The following is a 16,772-nucleotide window of genomic DNA, read 5'->3' as shown; positions in this document are numbered from 1 at the left end:
GATCACGCGGGGAATCGGGGAAGTACTGTTGGTCAGAAACTACTTTAAGGTTTAGTCGCCGGCCTGGGGATAATCAACCCGAATTCCTTCCGGCCACCGCCCTGACCGGGTATGCTAGGGAGCCTCTGAACAACCTGTAAGGACCGTCCATCATGGCAATCTGGGTCGATGCCGACGCCTGTCCGGTGGCCATCAAGGAAATTCTCTGCCGCGCCGCCGACCGCTGGAAAATCCAGACCACCTTTGTGGCCAACCAGGCCATCCGGGTGCCCAACAGCCCCTTTATCCGCACCCGCCAGGTCAGCCAGGGATTTGACGTCGCCGACCAGGAAATCGTGGACCAGCTCAGCACCGGTGACCTGGTCATCACCCAGGACATCCCGCTGGCCGCGGAGGCCATCGACAAGGGCGCCGACGTCTTCAACCCCCGCGGCCAGGCGTTCACCCGGGAAAATATCCGCCAGCGACTGGCCATGCGTAACTTCATGGAGGAGCTGCGCAGCGCCGGCCAGGTCACCGGCGGGCCGTCCGCGTTCTCCCAGACCGACCGCAAGGAATTTGCCGACCAACTGGACCGCTGGCTACAGAAGAACGCCAGGCACTAACACCCATGCAGTTGCAAATGATTCTATTTTAACCGGCAAACAAATTGGTTACTCTTGCGTTTTGCCGCAGGAGGCCAACATGTCGCACCCCCACCCTTCAGCAGGCAGCAGCTTTGCGGCCCTCGCCCGCCTGCTGCGCTACGCCCGCGGTTACCGCCGCCAGATTCTCGCCGCCACCACCTGCTCCATCATCAACAAGCTGTTCGACATCGCACCGGAAATCCTGATCGGCATCGCCATTGATGTGGTGGTCAACCAGGAGACCAGCTTCGTTGCCTCGCTCGGGTTCGAATCAGCCCAGGATCAGATCGTCCTGCTGGGCATCCTGACGTTCTTTATCTGGGCCGGTGAATCGCTGTTCGAGTACCTGTTCCAGATACTGTGGCGCACTCTCGCCCAGCGTCTGCAGTCGGACCTGCGCCAGGACGCCTACGAACATGCCCAGCAACTGGATATGGGGTTCTTCGAGAGCCGCAGTTCCGGCCAGCTGGTGGCCACCATGAACGATGACGTCAACCAGCTCGAACGATTCCTCGACGGCGGCGCCAATGCGATGATCCAGGTCGCGGTCACGATCCTGGCGGTGGGTGCGGTGTTCTTCATCCTCTCGCCACTGGTGGCGCTGCTGGCGTTCACCCCGATTCCGGTCATCGTCTGGGGGGCGTTCTTTTTCCAGCGCAAGGCCGGGCCACTCTACGCGGATGTCCGTGCCAAGGTGGGCGACCTGTCGAGCCGACTGTCCAACAACCTGGCGGGCATCGCCACCATCAAGAGCTTTACCGCCGAGCAGCGTGAAGCGGAGCGCCTGCGGGTCAGCAGCGAGGCCTATGTTGAGGCCAATCGCAAGGCCATCCGGGTCAGCTCTGCCTTTATACCGGTCATTCGAATGGCGATTTTAGCGGGCTTCCTGGCCACCTTTACCGTGGGCGGCATGTTGGCCCTGGCGGGGGATCTCAATGTCGGGGCCTACGGCGTGCTGGTATTCCTGACCCAGCGCCTACTGTGGCCGTTGACCGGGCTGGCGACGGTGATTGACCTGTTTGAGCGGGCCATGGCCAGCACCCGCCGTATCCTGGATCTGCTGGAAGAACCGATCCGGGTAACCGACACGGCGGGCCAGCCGTTGCCGGCGCCGGTACGTGGTGACGTGGTGTTCAGCGGTGTGGCCTTCCGCTACCCCGGCAGCGGCGCCGGCCTTTCGGATATCTCGCTGTCGCTGCCAGCGGGCCAAACCCTGGCGCTGGTGGGCGCCACCGGCTCGGGCAAGTCCACCCTGATCAAGCTGTTGATGCGATTCTATGAGCCCCAGGGCGGCAGCATTACCGTGGACGGAGTGCCCATCGATCAGACCAGTTTGCGATCGTTGCGGGAGGCCATTGGCCTGGTGAGCCAGGATGTCTACCTGTTCGAGGGCACCGTTCGGGAAAACATTGCCTATGGTCTGCCGGGCGCGTCAGATCATGACATCATCGAGGCCGCCAGAACTGCCGAAGCCTGGGCGTTCATCGAGCAACTACCGGAAGGTCTGGATACACCCGTGGGCGAACGGGGCGTGCGCCTCTCAGGTGGTCAACGCCAGCGACTGTCCCTGGCCCGCGCGCTGTTGAAGGATCCAGCCATACTGATTCTCGATGAGGCCACCAGCGCCGTGGACAATGAGACCGAAGCGGCGATCCAGCGCTCGCTGCGGCACATTCGCCACAACCGGACCGTCATCGTGATTGCCCACCGCCTGTCCACCGTGGTGGATGCCGACACCATTGCGGTAATTGATCAGGGCAAGCTGGCGGAGATCGGCAGCCACCAAAGTTTACTGCGGGATAACGGCCTGTACGCTGCCCAATGGCGGGTGCAGACCGGTCAGGCCGAGGAAGCGGAATTCGCCTGAACCGACTGGGAGTGTCCCCCCGAGGGTGCTATCTTGTCTCAAACACGCCGGCTTGTCTCAAACATGCCTGCCGGAGTGGAGCTGGCCCATTCCGTCCATGAGCGGAGGCTCACCATGTTGCGCACTGTCAAAGCCGCCATCGCAGGCGCCGCGCTCAGCCTGACTCTGGCCTGCGGCGCCGCGCCGGAGGTCTACCATTCCGAGCGGACCAGTTTCCGGCTGGAAACCGTCGCCGGCGGCCTGCAACACCCCTGGAGCCTGGCCTTTCTGCCGGATGGCTCGCTGCTGGTAACGGAGCGGGAGGGCCGTCTCCGGTTGATTCGCGCCGGCCAGCTGGAGCCAGTGCCCGTCGCAGGCGTCCCAACAGCGACGGTCGCCGGCCAGGGCGGTTTGCTGGAGGTGGTACTGCATCCGGATTTTGCCGATAACCGTTTGCTGTTCCTCAGCTATGCTCACGGGAACGACCAGGGTAAGACTACCCGGGTCAGCCGCGCCCGGTTCACCGGCGACCGACTGGAGGATGTGCGGGTTATCTTCGAGGCCCTGCCCCGTTCCGGCACCAGCCGTCATTTTGGCGGCCGTATGGTGTTCGATGCCGACGGCTACCTCTACGTTGCGGTGGGAGACCGTGGCGACCGGCCCAGGGCCCAGGCTACCAATGACGACGCCGGCGGCGTCCACCGCCTGACCATTGACGGCGACCCGGCCCCGGGCAATCCGTTTCTTCAACGCCCGCAGTTCCGACCCACGCTCTTCACCTACGGCAACCGCAATATCCAGGGCCTGACCCGTCATCCGGAAACCGGCGAGATCTGGTCCCATGAGCATGGGCCCCGTGGCGGTGACGAAATCAACGTCCTTACGGCGGGCACCAACTACGGCTGGCCGGTCATTACCTATGGTATCGGCTACTCGGGCCTACCCATCACCGACCAGACCGCCATGCCTGGCATGGCCCAGCCCCTGCATTACTGGGATCCATCCATTGCGCCTTCCGGCATGGCCTTTTACACCGGCACTGAGGTGCCCGACTGGCAGGGCGACCTGTTCGTCGGCGCGCTCAAGCTGCAGAAGCTGGTACGCCTGAAAATTCACGATGGCCAGGTGGTGGAAGAGGAGGACCTGCTGCGCGAGTTCGGCAAACGCATCCGCGATGTCCGCATGGGGCCGGATGGCGTGCTCTGGCTGCTGACCGACGAGCGGGACGGTGAGGTCCTGAGGCTATTGCCTCAGTGAGGATCGTTGGTCCTTTCGGTTTTGTCGTACTGGGGAATGTCGTCGGTGATCGGGAACCAGTCGGACTTGGAGCCGACGTAGATGTGGGCGGCCGGCCCCTTGCCCAGAGGGCCATCGATCACCCCCACTCGCAGGCGCAGGATACCGGGGATGGCATCCACCCGGCTGTACAGCGGGCTGCCGCAATTAACGCAGAAGGCCCGGTATTTGCCCGGCCGTGATTCAAATTCGCGGATCTGTTCTTCACCCGAGGTGACCTGGAAATGGACTTTCTGCACCGGTGCACTGGCAGAAAAGGCATTGCCCTGGGCGCGGCGGCACTGGCTACAATGACACAGAGAGATCGGCCCGAGCGGCCCCTGGTACTCAAATTTGACGGTGCCGCAAAGGCAGTGGCCGGTCAGCATATTCGTCCTCATCAGTCAGGTATGTGGGCGGGGTCAGCGGGCTGCGTGCCAGCCGCCAAAGCGAGCGAAAATGATACCCGCTGGATACTTGAAGAACTACCGCAGAAGTACCACCGTATAGAACAACCGTTGCGATTTCTCTGGAGGTCACTATGGCATTCGACGCACTTCCGCCCATTGGGATAGGGACCTTTCGGCTGACCGGCGATATCGCCAGGGACGCGGTCAAGATAGCGCTTTCCCTCGGCTATCGACACATCGATACCGCCCAGATGTACCAGAACGAAGCGGAAGTCGGCGATGGCATCACGTCCAGCGGCATTCCCCGTCGCGAGATCTTTATTACCACCAAGATCTGGCACGATAACCTGCACCGCTCGAAGCTGATGCACAGTCTCAAGCAAAGCCTTCAACGGCTGAAAACCGACCACGTCGACCTGGCACTGGTGCATTGGCCGTCACCCAACGATGACGTGCCCATGGCCGACTACCTCACCGCCCTGCAGGACGCTCAGCGCGATGGCCTGACCACACACATAGGCGTGTCCAACTTCACCATCGCCCAGATGGACCTGGCCCGGGATATCCTCGGTGAAACTCCGATCTTCACCAACCAGATTGAAGTTCATCCGTTCCTGGCCAATCGCAAGGTCGTGGACCACGCCCAAACCCTCGGCATCACTGTGACCGGCTACATGCCCCTGGCTGTCGGCCGGGTGATGGAGGACGAATGCCTGCAGGGCATTGCCCGCCAGCACGGAGTGACCGCAGCGGAAGTGGCCATCGCCTGGGTGGCATCCCGGGGGATCGTGCCCATTCCATCGTCCACTCGGCCCGAGCACCTCAAGGCCAATCTGGACGCCCTGCAGATCGTGCTGACACCGGAAGAGTTGATCTCCATCGACCGGCTGGACCGGGGCGAAAGGATTGCCAATCCGGACTTCGCCCCACCCTGGGATTGAGCGGCTTCAGGCGCCGTAGGTACGATCCAGGTACTGCAGGATAGCGGCGGATTCAAACAGCCCCTCACCGGTGTTCGGGTCTTCCAGGTAGGGCACCTGCACCCGCTGGTGCTTCTGGAAGAACTCGTCGCGCTTGCCACCGGCCTTGGGCTCGTAAGGCCCTGGCTTGAGACGCTGCCGTGCCGGTCCCACCTCGGTCCAGTGCTCCTTGCCGATGTTATGCAGGGTGTAGGGGATTTCGTACTCGCACAGGCGCTCACGCACCAGCCGTGAGAAGGGACTGCCTTCAAAACTCCACAAGTGCAGCGGCTGCTCCGGCCGACGGGCCGACTTCGCCCGCAGGCCCCGCAGGCCACTGGCGGCAGAGGCCAGCGAACTCAACAAGGGCTGGTACACCCGGCTACGGTACAAGCCCGGCACCCCGCGATTGGCGTATTGCTGGAACAGGTAAGTCACAATATCGGTGGACTCATACAGGGCTTTGCCGGTGTTTTCGTCCACCAGCATCGGAAATTGCTGCTTGCCGCCCAGGGCTTCCGCATCCTGACGAAAGCTTTTGCCGCCTTTCGGACAAGGACGGATTTCCACATCCAGCTGTAAGGCAGAGAGTGCTTCCCGCACCCGACGACAGTACGGACAAGCCTCCATATCGTAGAGGATCAACGGTTTTTCCGGCTGGGGCACGGACTTGACCACCAGACAGCCACGCCAAGCGGTCAAGGAGGAAGTGGCCACCGAGCCAAGAATATTGAGGTTGTGAATCACGGCATTCGACATCGATTCTGTCCTTCCATCTCTGCGTTGTACCCATTAGACCATGGGCGATTGATTTCACACAGCGACCATTATCCTTGTGGACCGGGACTCGCCATTGGCCTTCGGGGCCCATCGGAGCGTCACGTCAGAACCATCACACCCACCGGCTGCCCCGCCCCATCGACAGAGACCAGCGCTAACTTACTGAATCCAAAGAGGCCATTACAAAGCGAAACAAAAGTCTCATAGAAACAATGATCCTGGGGGCATTTTTTAACGTCATGTAGAACTTTTCTGCATAGTATAAAAGGCGAAGATGGGCTACTGTAAAAATCAATAGCGAACTCCATTTACCAAGGGAGCCTCTGAATCACTCCGGACCCTTCCTGGCATTCGGAGTTGTTCAGGCTCCCAAGCTCGGAACTGACACCATGTTGCGCAGTTTTTTTCCAAGGACAGGCCCATCTGGTGCCTCCAGATCCGATCAATGGAGCAAGCGCTGGAGCCTCGCTCCACTGATTTCCCTAGGCCTGGCTGCCGCTACGGCTAACGCCCTGGCAGCGGAACCGGCGATGGAACGTACCTGGAGCAACCAGATGCGCGACTACGCCGACCGTTCCCTCAGCGGTCAGGAGGCATTCAGCCTGGCGGCCATTCCGCTCAATGGCCCGGGCATCGAGCAATACATCAACGCTGACCAGCAGATGAGCCCCGGCTCCATCATGAAAGTGGTCACCACTTACGCCGCCCTGGAATTGCTGGGACCAACCTACAGCTGGGACACCCGTTTCTATACCGATGGCACCCTGTCCGGGGGCACCCTGAAGGGAAATCTCTTCGTCGAGTTCGGCGGCGATCCCAAGCTCACCATCGAGCGACTATGGAGCACCCTAAGGGAGCTGCGCGGCATGGGGATCGACACCATTACCGGTGATCTGGTGCTCGATGGCAGCGTGTTCCAGCTTTCCGGCGGGCTGCCCGCCTTTGAGGACAACGGCGATAACCCTCATGCACCATTTCTGGTGGCACCCTCGGCCTATTTAAGCAACCTGAACCTGGTGCACTTCCAGGTGCGAGCCGATGAGCGAGGCACCCAGGCCTGGAGTTCGCCGGCCCTGGACAACGTGGTGATTGATAACCGGGTAACCGCTGCGGCCGAAGCGCCCTGCCCGTCCCGCCGGCGCTTCAGCTGGAAGCCGATTATCGACGACCAGCGGGTGACCGTGCGCGTCACGGGCCAGTTACCTCAGGGCTGTCGCACCATGGCTTACCTATCGCTATTGCCCCAGGAGCAATACAGTGCCGCCCTCATTCGTTCGTTGTTGTCCGAACTCGGCATTGCCCTGCAGGGCGAAGACCGCATGGCCGTCACCCCCGAGGAGGCCCGGCTGATCCTGACCATGACCTCGCCGGATCTGGTGACCACCATCCGCGACATCAACAAATGGAGCAGCAATGTCATGGCCCGTCAGCTGTTGCTGACCATTGGCGCCGAAAACCGGGAAGAAGGTGACGACGATGACCGGGCAGCGGGCATTCGCGCCGTGTATAACTGGTTGGAAAGCAAGGGCATCAACACCGCCGGCATGGTGATCGACAATGGCGCGGGCCTCAGTCGCCACGGCCGCATCACCGCCCGCCAGGGCGCCCAGATTCTTTTGAGCGCCTGGAACAGTCCGTTTTCTGCCGATCTGATGGCATCTCTGCCGCTGATCGCCATGGACGGCACCATGGCACGGCGACTGCGCAACACCGGCATGGAAGGTCAGGGCCGGATCAAGACCGGCTACCTGGAAAACGTCCGCTCCATTGCCGGCTTTAGCCGGGATGAAGCCAACAACACCTGGGTGGTGGTCGGCATGATCAATGACGACCCGGCATGGAATGGCCAGGCCATACTGGACCGGGCTCTGTACTCCCTGCATTACCGGCCACCGGTAGGAACCACCCTGTCCAAGGCCGAGGTGGCGGAAGCGACCGAATAGGCGAACCGCAATCAAAATAAGGGGGACGGATTTCAGATCCGTCCCCCTTATTTTTGCTTTTCCTATTTCTCCTTCCCCCTAGCCCCCAACGGCTAGACCGTCAGATAACCGCCGTCGGCGTTGATACAGGCGCCGGTGGTATAACTGCTGGCACCAGACACCAGATACAGCACCGTTCCCGCCATCTCGTCCGGGTCGGCGACCCGCTTCATGGGGATATGGGCCATGGCCTTCTGTTTGATGGCGTCGTTGGTGGTCAGGGCGCTGGCAAACTTGGTGTCCGTCAGCCCCGGCAACAGGGCGTTGACGCGGATATTTTGCTGCCCCAGTTCCATCGCAAACGATTTGGTCATGGAAATCACCGCCGCCTTGGTGACGGAGTAGATGCCCTGGTAATGGCCAGGATTAACGCCGTTCACGGAGGCCACATTGACGATCGCGCCGCCGTCCTGGCGCTTCATCATCTGTGCGGCGCGGGCGCACATAAAGAAATAACCGCGGATGTTCACGTCCACCGTTTTCTGGAAGGCGCTCAGGTCAGTGTCCTCCACCGGCCCGAAATAGGGGTTGGCGGCGGCATTGTTGACCAGGATATCGACCTTGCCATGGCGCTCCTGAACCTGCCCCCACAGCCCTTCGATCTGCTCCATGTCACCAATATGACAGGCAATCGCCTCGGCGCTGCCACCGGCTTCCCGGATGCTGGCAGCAACCGCCTCACAGCCCTCAAGCTTGCGGCTGCTGACAATGACGTGGGCACCGTGAGCGGCCAGAGTGCGGGCGATGCTTTCACCGATACCACGACTGGCACCGGTGACCAGGGCCACCTTGCCTTCAAGATCGAACAGGTTGTTACGCATAGAGTTGCCTCTTATCGAAACGTCACCAGGGCGGGGTCTTCCGCTTCCAGGTGACTGTAATTGTTGAACACGGAAAGGCTGCGCCGAGCCCCGGAATACAGCACCCGGGTGACGCTGGTGTTGGCGATGACTTCGTTCAGCCGCAGGGCCTTCTCGTCCGTCAGGCCCAGCAACTCCTGGACAATGACCGAGATCGGGCCGCCAGAGGTGGTCACCAGTACATCGGCGCCATCGCCGAATTCGATCAGCTGATCCAGGGCCGCCAGCACCCGCTGCCGGAACGCCGGCCAGTTCTCGCAGTAATCCTGATCATGAAACCCGGACGCCCAACGCTGCACGGCCTGTACAAAGGCCTCCTGAAACGCCTTTGCGGGCTTGGGAAATGCCGACAGGTCCCGCGCCATCACCGCCCGATCCGCCCAGGCCGGCCGGAAGGCCTCAATGACCGAGCGGTGGTCGAATTCATTGAGTCCGGCCAGGATCTGCATGTCTGGGAGGTCGCCGCCATAACCGCTAGCAATGGCTTCAGCCGTTTCCCGGTGGCGCTCCAACGAACCGCCCAACACCACCTGGGGACTGATCTTGCCGGCCAGCCAGCGACCCAGCACCCGCCCCTGCCGCCAGCCGGTCTCGGACAGCTGGTCGTAATTGTCCTTGCCGAAGCTGGCCTGGCCATGACGGATTAGATAGATGGTGGCCATTACAAAGCGCTGCCCCGGATCAGGTGTTGGCAGCGCTGCTCAAGGTAATTCGCTGCCTCACCAAACCCCGCGAAACGCTGGTCCCTGGTCTGGCCGTGATAGAAGCGGTAATAAATTTGCTGGATGATGACCGCCAGTCGGAACAGCCCGTACACCTCGTAGAAATCAAAATTGGTGACCTGCAGCCCGGAACGCTCCAGGTAATAATCCACCACCTCTTTGCGGGACAACATGCCCGGACGGTGGGTGGGCTGGCGGCGCAGTATCTGCATTTCCGGATCGTCGTCCGCCTGAATCCAATAGGCCAGACTGTTGCCCAGATCCATCAACGGATCGCCGATGGTGGCCATCTCCCAGTCCAGCACACCCACCACCTCAAACGGGTTATCAGGATTCAGCACCACATTATCGAAACGGTAGTCGTTGTGGATGACGCACTGGGCCACATCCGCCGGCATCTTTTGCTCGAGCCAGGCCATCACCTCCTCAAAGTCGCCGACGTCCTCGGTACGGGCCTTGCGGAAACGGCTGCTCCAGCCACCGATCTGACGCTGGACATAGCCCTCGCCCTTGCCCAGTTTGTCCAGGCCAGCGGCTTTGGCATCCACCTGGTGCAGTTCCACCAGCTTGTCGATGACACTCAGGCACAGCTTGCGGGTATCCGCTTCGTTGAGGGTTAGGTCGGCCGGGAAGTCCTGCCGCAGGATAATGCCCCTGAACCGCTCCATGACGTAAAAATCGCAGCCCAGAACCTCGTGATCGTCGCAGATCGAGACAATGTCCGGCACGTACGGATATACCGGCCGCAACGCCTTCATCACCCGGGCTTCCCGCAGCATGTCGTGGGCGGATTTGGCGATGGTGCCAAAGGGCGGACGGCGTAGCACGTAGGAACGCTCGCCGTAGTCCACCTGGTAGGTCAGGTTGGAGGCACCACCGGGGTACTGGCGAATGGCAGCTTGTCCCTGCAAATCCGGGACAGCCTGTTTCATAAACCGGTCTACCGCTGCGGCATCCAGCTCTTCGCCCTCACGAATGGCCACCGCCTGGTCAATCTGTGTCATTTACTGCGCTCCTGTTGAATCCTGCACGGGTGAGTTTCAGGCTGTCTTGGCAATCTTGGCTAGCCAGCGTTTGCTTTCCTGGTGCATCAACCAGTCGAAGGCCCAGGGCGCATGGCGCTTGATCAGCCACAACCGACGCTCTTTGGCGTGGGGCAATACCCAAAAATCGCCTGCCTGCACGGCCCGGAAGATGTCAGCGGCCACCTGCTCCGCCGTCACCGTGGACCGCTTCATCAATTTATTGACGTTCTGCTGCATGCCGGCGATGTCCGAGCGCATGGTGCTGGCCAGGTTGGTCTGGAAAAAGGCCGGGCACACACAGCTGGTGTGAATGCCATAATCCCGCAGTTCCTGGTGCAGGGTTTCCGACAAGGCAATCACACCGGCCTTGGAGACATTGTAGCTACTCATCATCGGCGCCAGCATCAGCCCCGCCATGGACGCCACGTTGACAAAAGTGCCTGCGCCCTGCTGCTTGAACAGCGGCGTAAAGGCCTTACAACCCCGTACCACTCCCAGAACGTTAATATCGAGAATCCACTCCCAATCGCTCAGGGTGCTCTCTTCAATCGCACCGGCAGAGGCCACCCCGGCGTTGTTGACCACAATATCGACACCGCCCCAGCGCGCCTTCAGCTCGTCCCGTACCTTCTCCAGATCCGAGATCCGGCGCACATCGCAATCGACGTAGTAACCGTCGCCGCCGGCGGCGCGGATCTCCGCCTCGACCTGACCGCCCAGTTCCGGATTGATGTCACCAATACAGACCCGGGCGCCCTCACGGGCATACCGCAGGGCAAGGGCACGCCCCAGGCCGCTGGCCCCGCCGGTGATGAAGATACGTTGCGTCATGATTACTCCTCGCCAATTACGCGTATTTTTTGAGTTCCAGTCGGGCCACGGTCGCCCGATGTACTTCGTCAGGACCATCGGCCAGGCGCAGAACCCGGGCATAGCTGAATAGCTGAGTCAGCGGGAAATCCTCGTCGCTGACACCGGCACCACCATGGATCTGGATCGCATCGTCAACAATGGCTTGCAGCATTTTGGGCACCACGGCCTTGATCATGGCCACTTCCGCCAAGGCTCCTTGGATGCCCTGGGTATCCAGCAGCCAGGCGCACTTCAGGGTCAGCAACCGAGCTTGCTCGATGTTCATGCGCGCATTGGCAATGATGTCCGGGTTACCGCCCAGTTTGGCAATTGGCCGACCAAAGGCTTCCCGCGAGACGGCCCGTTTGATCAACAGCTCCAATGCCCGCTCGGCAGCTCCGATGGCCCGCATGCAGTGATGAACCCGGCCCGGTCCCAAGCGACCCTGGGCAATTTCGAACCCCCGGCCCGGCCCTGCGATAAAGGCGCTCGTGGGCAGGCGGACATTGTCGAACACCACTTCGCCGTGGCCATAGGGCTCATCGTAGGCGCCAAACACCGGTAGCATTCGCTCAATCCTGATGCCCGGAGTATCCAGCGGCACCAGCACCATGGAGTGCCGGCGGTGTTTGTGGGCTTCCGGGTCTGTCAGCCCCATGAAGATTGCCACCTTGCAATCGGGATGGCCGATACCGGTGCTCCACCACTTGCGTCCGTTAAGCACCACCTCATCGCCTTCAATCTTGGCCGTGGCCGCCATGTTGGTGGCATCGGAAGACGCCACACCGGGCTCGGTCATGCAGAAGGCAGAGCGAATCTCGCCGCTTTGCAATCGCGGTAACCATTCCGCCTTTTGAGCCGCCGAGCCATAGTGGATCAGCACTTCCATATTGCCGGTATCCGGCGCATTGCAGTTGAAGATCTCTGGGGCGATCCAGCTCTTGCCGGTTTCCTCGGCAATCAGCGCGTAATCGGAATTCAACAGGCCACAGCCGTGAGTCTCATCCGGAAAGAACAGGTTCCACAGGCCCTGGGCCTTGGCTTTTGCTTTCAGTTCCCGAATGATCGGCAGCACCACCCAGCGATTCTCCTGGGCGGCCAGCTCCCGGTGGTATTCCTCTTCAATGGGAAAGATTTCATCACGCATGAACGCCTTCACGCGCTCGAGATAATCCTGGCCCTTATCGGATAGGGTGAAATCCATGAAGCACTCCTCTCACTCTGTCAGCACATAGCACTCAGTCTAGATACGCCTAATGTATTAAGCGACTGAATCTTTCTTATCGTTTAATATTAGCGTTACTTATGCAATAACGGAGCCGACACCATGGCCCTGAATCGATTGGACCTCAATCTTCTGCATGTGTTCGATACCATTTATCGGGAAGGCAGCCTGACCCGGGCGGCCAAGGCGCTGCACCTGACCCAGCCGGCCATCAGCCATTCCCTGGCCCGGCTGCGGGAGCAGTTCGACGATCCGCTGTTTGTCCGCCAGGGCAATCAAATGGTACCGACACCACTGGCGCGCCGGTTCCTGGATTCCATGCGCCCTGGCCTTACCCAGATCCAGAGCGCAGTCAACCAGTTCCACAGTTTCGATCCGGCCAGCCAACGCAAGACCTACGCCCTGGCACTGCGAGACATTCTGGAGTCCACCTTTCTGCCGAGCCTGATGGCCCGGCTGGAAACGTTCCCGGAGCTGGAGATATCCAGCCAACGGGTGGCACGACGGGAGATGGAAACCCAATTGGCGGCGGGAAAACTGGATTTTGCGGTGGATGTGCTGCTGCCGGTATCCGACCAGACCGCCCATGAACTGCTTCACCGGGATCGGCTGGTGGTGATTGCACGCAAGGAGCATCCGGTACTGGATGGCGAAATCACCATGGAACGTTACCTTCAGGCCCACCACATCCTGGTGTCGTCGCGCGCGGAGGGGCCCGGCATTGAGGATTTCGAACTGTCTCGCCTGGGGGTGCAACGCAAGATTCGCCTGCGCTGCCAGCACTACTTCGCCGCCTGCCGGGTGGTGGAGCAAAGCAACCTGCTGGTCACCATGCCGGAGACCTACGCCAACATCATCGCCGAGAACGCCCGGGTCAACATCCTGACTCCGCCGACAGAACTGCCGGCGGTGGATGTCCACCTATACTGGCACCGGGCCTACGAGAAAGAGCCGGCACTGCTGTGGATGCGTGAGCAGTTGCACGCGGTGACCAGCTAACTGGCTCAGACCGCCCCCACCAGATAGAGGAAGGCGACAAAGCCCAGGCCGGTAATGGTCATTGCGGCGGCCACAATGGCCAGCCCCCACCAGACGGCGGCCGCATCGGAAATGTCTACATTATGGCCCCGGAGCGTGCGATAAAAGGCCCAGGGCCCCAACACGAAGGCGCCAACCCCGGCAAAGATCAATCCCACGCTGATGCCCGCAAAGGTCCAGGTGGCAAGTATGGTGGCCCGATCGGTCACCTGATCGTCGACGCCATGACGTTCGAGAAACTTACGACAAAAGAACCACAGCAGCGCAAATAACACCGCGACAAACACAATGCCGCCCACCAGCGTTACGATTCTGTATATCACTTTGCCATTTCTCCAATAGTTTCAAATACCTGAATTCATCTCATCATAACCAGCGCGGGACCATAGGTAAATGACAGCGGCTGGCGCCCTGCCCCAGGCTGGCTACACTGAATCCAGAACGGCTTCGATCAAGATCCGGCAAGCTTTGATCTCAAACCGGTAACAAGGAGCGGTGTCATGAGCCAGAGAACCCGAATCGCGATCACACCCGGCGACGGCATCGGCCCAGAGGTGGTGACCGAAGCGGTTCGCTGCCTGCAGGCATTGCGGGAAAAACACCAGTTGGCCCTGGAATGGGTGCGCTTCCCCTGGCCGTCACACGCCTGGCATGAAGAGCATGGTGAATGCATGCCGGCCGACGCCCTGACGCAGCTCACAGCGTTCGACGCCATCCTGCTCGGAGCCCTGGGCGACCCGGGCCCGGCGGACGATCCCGAGCGCTACCTGCTGCCAGACAGTGTATCGCTGGCGCCGCTGCTGGAGATCCGCAAAGGTTTTGACCAATGGGTGTGTGAACGGCCGGCACGGCTACTTCCCGGGGCGCACCAGTACCTGGCGGATGACCGCGCCCGCGACATCGACATGCTGGTGATCCGCGAGAACAGCGAGGGTGAGTATGTGGCCCAGGGTGGACGACTGCGCCAGGGCCGCCGCGACGAGGTCGCCACCCAGGTGGAGGTGTTCACCCATCGCGGCACCGAGCGCATTATCCGCTACGGCTTTGAACAGGCCCGACTCAGGGCACAGTTCCGCGGTCAGGAAGGCGTCCCACGCAGCTTTCGCACCTTCGATGGCCGCACCTTCGATGGCCGCACCTGCGAAAGCCAGGTGTGCCTGATCACCAAACGCAATGCGCTGCGCTACTGGGGCGACCTGTACACCGAAGTGTTTGCCGATGTCGCCCGCGACTTCCCCGATGTAGCGGTTCACCATGAGCTGGTGGATGCCGCCTGCATGAAATTTGTCCAGTGTCCCTGGGCCTTTGACGTGGTGGTGGCCAGCAATCTACAGGGCGACATTCTGACCGATCTGGCGGCGGTGCTGTCCGGCGGAATGGGCGTCGCCCCGTCCTGTAATCTGAATCCCGATAACCCAGACCTTCCCTCCATGTTCGAACCCACCCACGGCAGCGCCCCGGACATTGCGGGCCAGGGCATTGCCGATCCCACGGCGATGCTGCTCACCACCGCGCGAATGCTGAAGTGGCTGGGCCGGAAGGACCCCGCCCTGGCCCTGGCAGGACGCGAACTGTTCGAAGCTGTAGCCGCGGACCTGGCCGAAAAAGGCGGCCTCCAACGGGATACCCAAGAGGTCGGTAGCGCCATCTGTCAACGACTGGTCGCCCCCCCTTGACCGCCGCCACACCAAGTCAGATGCCGGTCATTTTTTCGGCTGCATTTTACATCCCCCGCTCAGCGGCTAGGCTGGAAAGTACTTAAGCTGCGAAGCATTTAATCTGAACAGTGCTTAAGCTGAACAGTACTTAAGCTGAACAGTACTTAAGCTGGAAAGTGCTTAGCCCGGTAAGAACGCAATCCATTTAGGGAGGTGCATCGTGACCGACCACAAAGGCAAACTGTCTCCGTTGCTCAAACAGGCCACCGGTATCATTGCCGCCAGGGGTGAAGGCGCCTACATACTCGATCCACAGGGGCGTCGCTACCTGGATTTCACCTCGGGCATCGGCGTCACCAGCACCGGCCATTGCCACCCCAGGGTGGTGGAGGCGGCGCAGAAGCAGGTGGCCACCATGATTCATGCCCAGGCCACCACGGTGATGAACCCACGACTGCCGGAACTGGCTGACAAGCTGGGGGAGCTAACCCCGGACCCGCTCAACAGCTTTTTCTTTTCCAATGCCGGCACCGAAGTGGCCGAAGCCGCCATTCGCCTGGTGCGGCAGGTCACCGGCCGCCCCAATATCATCGTATTTCACGGTGGTTTTCACGGTCGCACCATGGGGTCATTGTCGCTGACGACGTCCAGTGTGGGTTTGCGGGCCGGCGTCAGTCCGATGATGGGCGGCGTGGTGGTCGCGCCCTTCCCCCACCCCCACCATTACGGCTGGAATGAGGACGACACCACCGAGTTTTGCCTGCGCGAACTCGACCGCATCTTTGTCACCTACTCAGCGCCCAAAGAAACCGCGGCCATGCTGGTGGAGCCGGTTCAGGGTGAAGGCGGCTATGTGCCGGCCAATACCCGTTTCATGCAAGGACTGCGGGAGCGCGCGGACAAACACGGCATGCTGCTGGTGTTCGACGAAGTGCAGGCCGGGTTCGGTCGCAGCGGCAGGTTCTGGGGCCACGATCATTTCGGGGTGACGCCGGATGTGCTGATGATCGCCAAGGGTCTGGCCAGCGGCTTCCCGATCTCCGCCCTTGCCGCCTCCGAGGAAACCATGGCCCGGGGCTGGCCCGGTTCCCAGGGCGGCACTTACGGAGGCAACGCCGTGGCCGCCGCCGCCGCCATGGCCACCATCGATGTGATCCGGGAGGAGGGTCTGGTGGCCAATGCCGAGAAAATGGGCAAGCACCTGCGGGCCGGGCTGGACAGCCTGCAGCAGGATTACCCGGAGATGGATCATGTCCGCGGCCTGGGTTTGATGCAGGGGGTGGAGATGCGCCGCGATGGCGTGCCAGACGGCGAGCGGGCCGGCAATATCCTCAAGGAATGCGAGCAGCGAGGACTGCTGATGTTGCGCTGTGGCCCTTACCAGGAAATCGTGCGCTGGTTGCCGCCGCTGATCGTCAACCAGCAACAGATCGACGAGGCCTTGGGGGTCTTCGAGGAGGCGTTGAAGGCTACGGTCTGATACTTGATCGATACAGCAATCCTAGCCTGTCCGG

General features: G+C 61.1%; 16 protein-coding genes. 8 read left to right on the top strand and 8 right to left on the bottom strand.

Annotation, left to right across the window (positions count from 1 at the left end; genetic code table 11):
- Positions 1 to 152: 152 nt before the first annotated feature.
- The 3 genes from N6L25_RS09115 to N6L25_RS09105 all read left to right on the top strand — a co-directional run bounded on the left by N6L25_RS09115 (position 153) and on the right by N6L25_RS09105 (position 3,729).
- A complete protein-coding gene (locus tag N6L25_RS09115) occupies positions 153 to 605 on the top strand; it encodes a YaiI/YqxD family protein (RefSeq protein WP_271979516.1) in 453 nt (150 codons plus the stop codon).
- A 79-nt stretch (positions 606 to 684) separates the two neighbouring features.
- Positions 685 to 2,493: an ABC transporter ATP-binding protein gene (locus tag N6L25_RS09110; protein WP_271979515.1), complete on the top strand. Its 1,809-nt coding sequence runs from the start codon at positions 685 to 687 to the stop codon at positions 2,491 to 2,493.
- A 114-nt stretch (positions 2,494 to 2,607) separates the two neighbouring features.
- Positions 2,608 to 3,729 carry a PQQ-dependent sugar dehydrogenase gene (locus N6L25_RS09105; RefSeq protein ID WP_271979514.1) on the top strand — a complete coding sequence of 374 codons (1,122 nt, stop codon included), beginning with the start codon at positions 2,608 to 2,610 and terminating at the stop codon, positions 3,727 to 3,729.
- On the opposite strand, the gene N6L25_RS09100 is transcribed toward N6L25_RS09105, so the two are convergent.
- Entirely contained in the window at positions 3,723 to 4,136 is a 414-nt protein-coding gene (locus N6L25_RS09100; protein WP_271979513.1) for a GFA family protein, read from the bottom strand. The genes N6L25_RS09105 and N6L25_RS09100 overlap by 7 nt on opposite strands.
- 152 nt (positions 4,137 to 4,288) lie before the next feature.
- On the opposite strand from N6L25_RS09100, the gene dkgB reads away from it, so the two are divergent.
- Entirely contained in the window at positions 4,289 to 5,098 is an 810-nt protein-coding gene (gene dkgB, locus N6L25_RS09095) for a 2,5-didehydrogluconate reductase DkgB (protein ID WP_271979512.1), read from the top strand.
- A gap of 6 nt (positions 5,099 to 5,104) precedes the next feature.
- Here dkgB and N6L25_RS09090 read toward each other — a convergent pair whose 3' ends face one another.
- On the bottom strand, positions 5,105 to 5,875 hold the full coding sequence (locus tag N6L25_RS09090; RefSeq protein ID WP_271979511.1) for a glutathione S-transferase N-terminal domain-containing protein: 771 nt from the start codon (positions 5,873 to 5,875) through the stop codon (positions 5,105 to 5,107).
- 509 nt (positions 5,876 to 6,384) lie between these two features.
- Here N6L25_RS09090 and dacB point away from each other — a divergent pair.
- Positions 6,385 to 7,839, top strand: coding sequence for a D-alanyl-D-alanine carboxypeptidase/D-alanyl-D-alanine endopeptidase (gene dacB, locus N6L25_RS09085; RefSeq protein WP_442915225.1), 1,455 nt, complete (start codon positions 6,385 to 6,387; stop codon positions 7,837 to 7,839).
- A gap of 92 nt (positions 7,840 to 7,931) precedes the next feature.
- Here dacB and N6L25_RS09080 read toward each other — a convergent pair whose 3' ends face one another.
- Genes N6L25_RS09080 through N6L25_RS09060 form a run of 5 tightly spaced genes read right to left on the bottom strand, consistent with a single transcriptional unit; the run spans position 7,932 to position 12,541 of the window.
- Positions 7,932 to 8,699 (bottom strand): SDR family oxidoreductase, encoded by a 768-nt coding sequence (locus N6L25_RS09080; protein WP_271979509.1) that lies wholly within the window; start codon positions 8,697 to 8,699, stop codon positions 7,932 to 7,934.
- A gap of 11 nt (positions 8,700 to 8,710) precedes the next feature.
- Complete coding sequence (locus tag N6L25_RS09075) at positions 8,711 to 9,400, bottom strand: histidine phosphatase family protein (protein ID WP_271979508.1); 690 nt, start codon at positions 9,398 to 9,400, stop codon at positions 8,711 to 8,713.
- A complete protein-coding gene (locus N6L25_RS09070) occupies positions 9,400 to 10,464 on the bottom strand; it encodes a phosphotransferase family protein (protein WP_271979507.1) in 1,065 nt (354 codons plus the stop codon). Before N6L25_RS09070 ends, N6L25_RS09075 begins: the two co-directional genes overlap by 1 nt.
- Positions 10,465 to 10,500: 36 nt before the next feature.
- On the bottom strand, positions 10,501 to 11,316 hold the full coding sequence (locus N6L25_RS09065) for an SDR family oxidoreductase (RefSeq protein WP_271979506.1): 816 nt from the start codon (positions 11,314 to 11,316) through the stop codon (positions 10,501 to 10,503).
- A gap of 16 nt (positions 11,317 to 11,332) precedes the next feature.
- Complete coding sequence (locus N6L25_RS09060; protein ID WP_271979505.1) at positions 11,333 to 12,541, bottom strand: acyl-CoA dehydrogenase family protein; 1,209 nt, start codon at positions 12,539 to 12,541, stop codon at positions 11,333 to 11,335.
- Positions 12,542 to 12,664: 123 nt separating this feature from the next.
- On the opposite strand from N6L25_RS09060, the gene N6L25_RS09055 reads away from it, so the two are divergent.
- The gene (locus N6L25_RS09055; RefSeq protein WP_271979504.1) at positions 12,665 to 13,561 is read left to right on the top strand and encodes a LysR family transcriptional regulator; all 897 of its coding nucleotides are present in this window, start codon (positions 12,665 to 12,667) and stop codon (positions 13,559 to 13,561) included.
- A 5-nt stretch (positions 13,562 to 13,566) separates the two neighbouring features.
- On the opposite strand, the gene N6L25_RS09050 is transcribed toward N6L25_RS09055, so the two are convergent.
- Positions 13,567 to 13,923 (bottom strand): hypothetical protein, encoded by a 357-nt coding sequence (locus N6L25_RS09050; protein ID WP_271979503.1) that lies wholly within the window; start codon positions 13,921 to 13,923, stop codon positions 13,567 to 13,569.
- 177 nt (positions 13,924 to 14,100) lie between these two features.
- Between N6L25_RS09050 and N6L25_RS09045 the strand changes: the two genes are divergently transcribed.
- Together N6L25_RS09045 and N6L25_RS09040 are read left to right on the top strand one after the other, a co-directional pair.
- Positions 14,101 to 15,276, top strand: coding sequence for an isocitrate/isopropylmalate dehydrogenase family protein (locus tag N6L25_RS09045; RefSeq protein ID WP_271979501.1), 1,176 nt, complete (start codon positions 14,101 to 14,103; stop codon positions 15,274 to 15,276).
- Between the two features lie 202 nt (positions 15,277 to 15,478).
- A complete protein-coding gene (locus tag N6L25_RS09040; RefSeq protein ID WP_271979500.1) occupies positions 15,479 to 16,738 on the top strand; it encodes an aspartate aminotransferase family protein in 1,260 nt (419 codons plus the stop codon).
- Positions 16,739 to 16,772: the final 34 nt, after the last annotated feature.

The sequence above is a fragment of the Marinobacter sp. SS21 genome (genome assembly GCF_028369065.1).
GTDB lineage: Bacteria > Pseudomonadota > Gammaproteobacteria > Pseudomonadales > Oleiphilaceae > Marinobacter.
The sequence above is the reverse complement of the archived record's forward strand: the minus strand, read 5'-3'. Positions and strand labels throughout refer to the sequence as shown.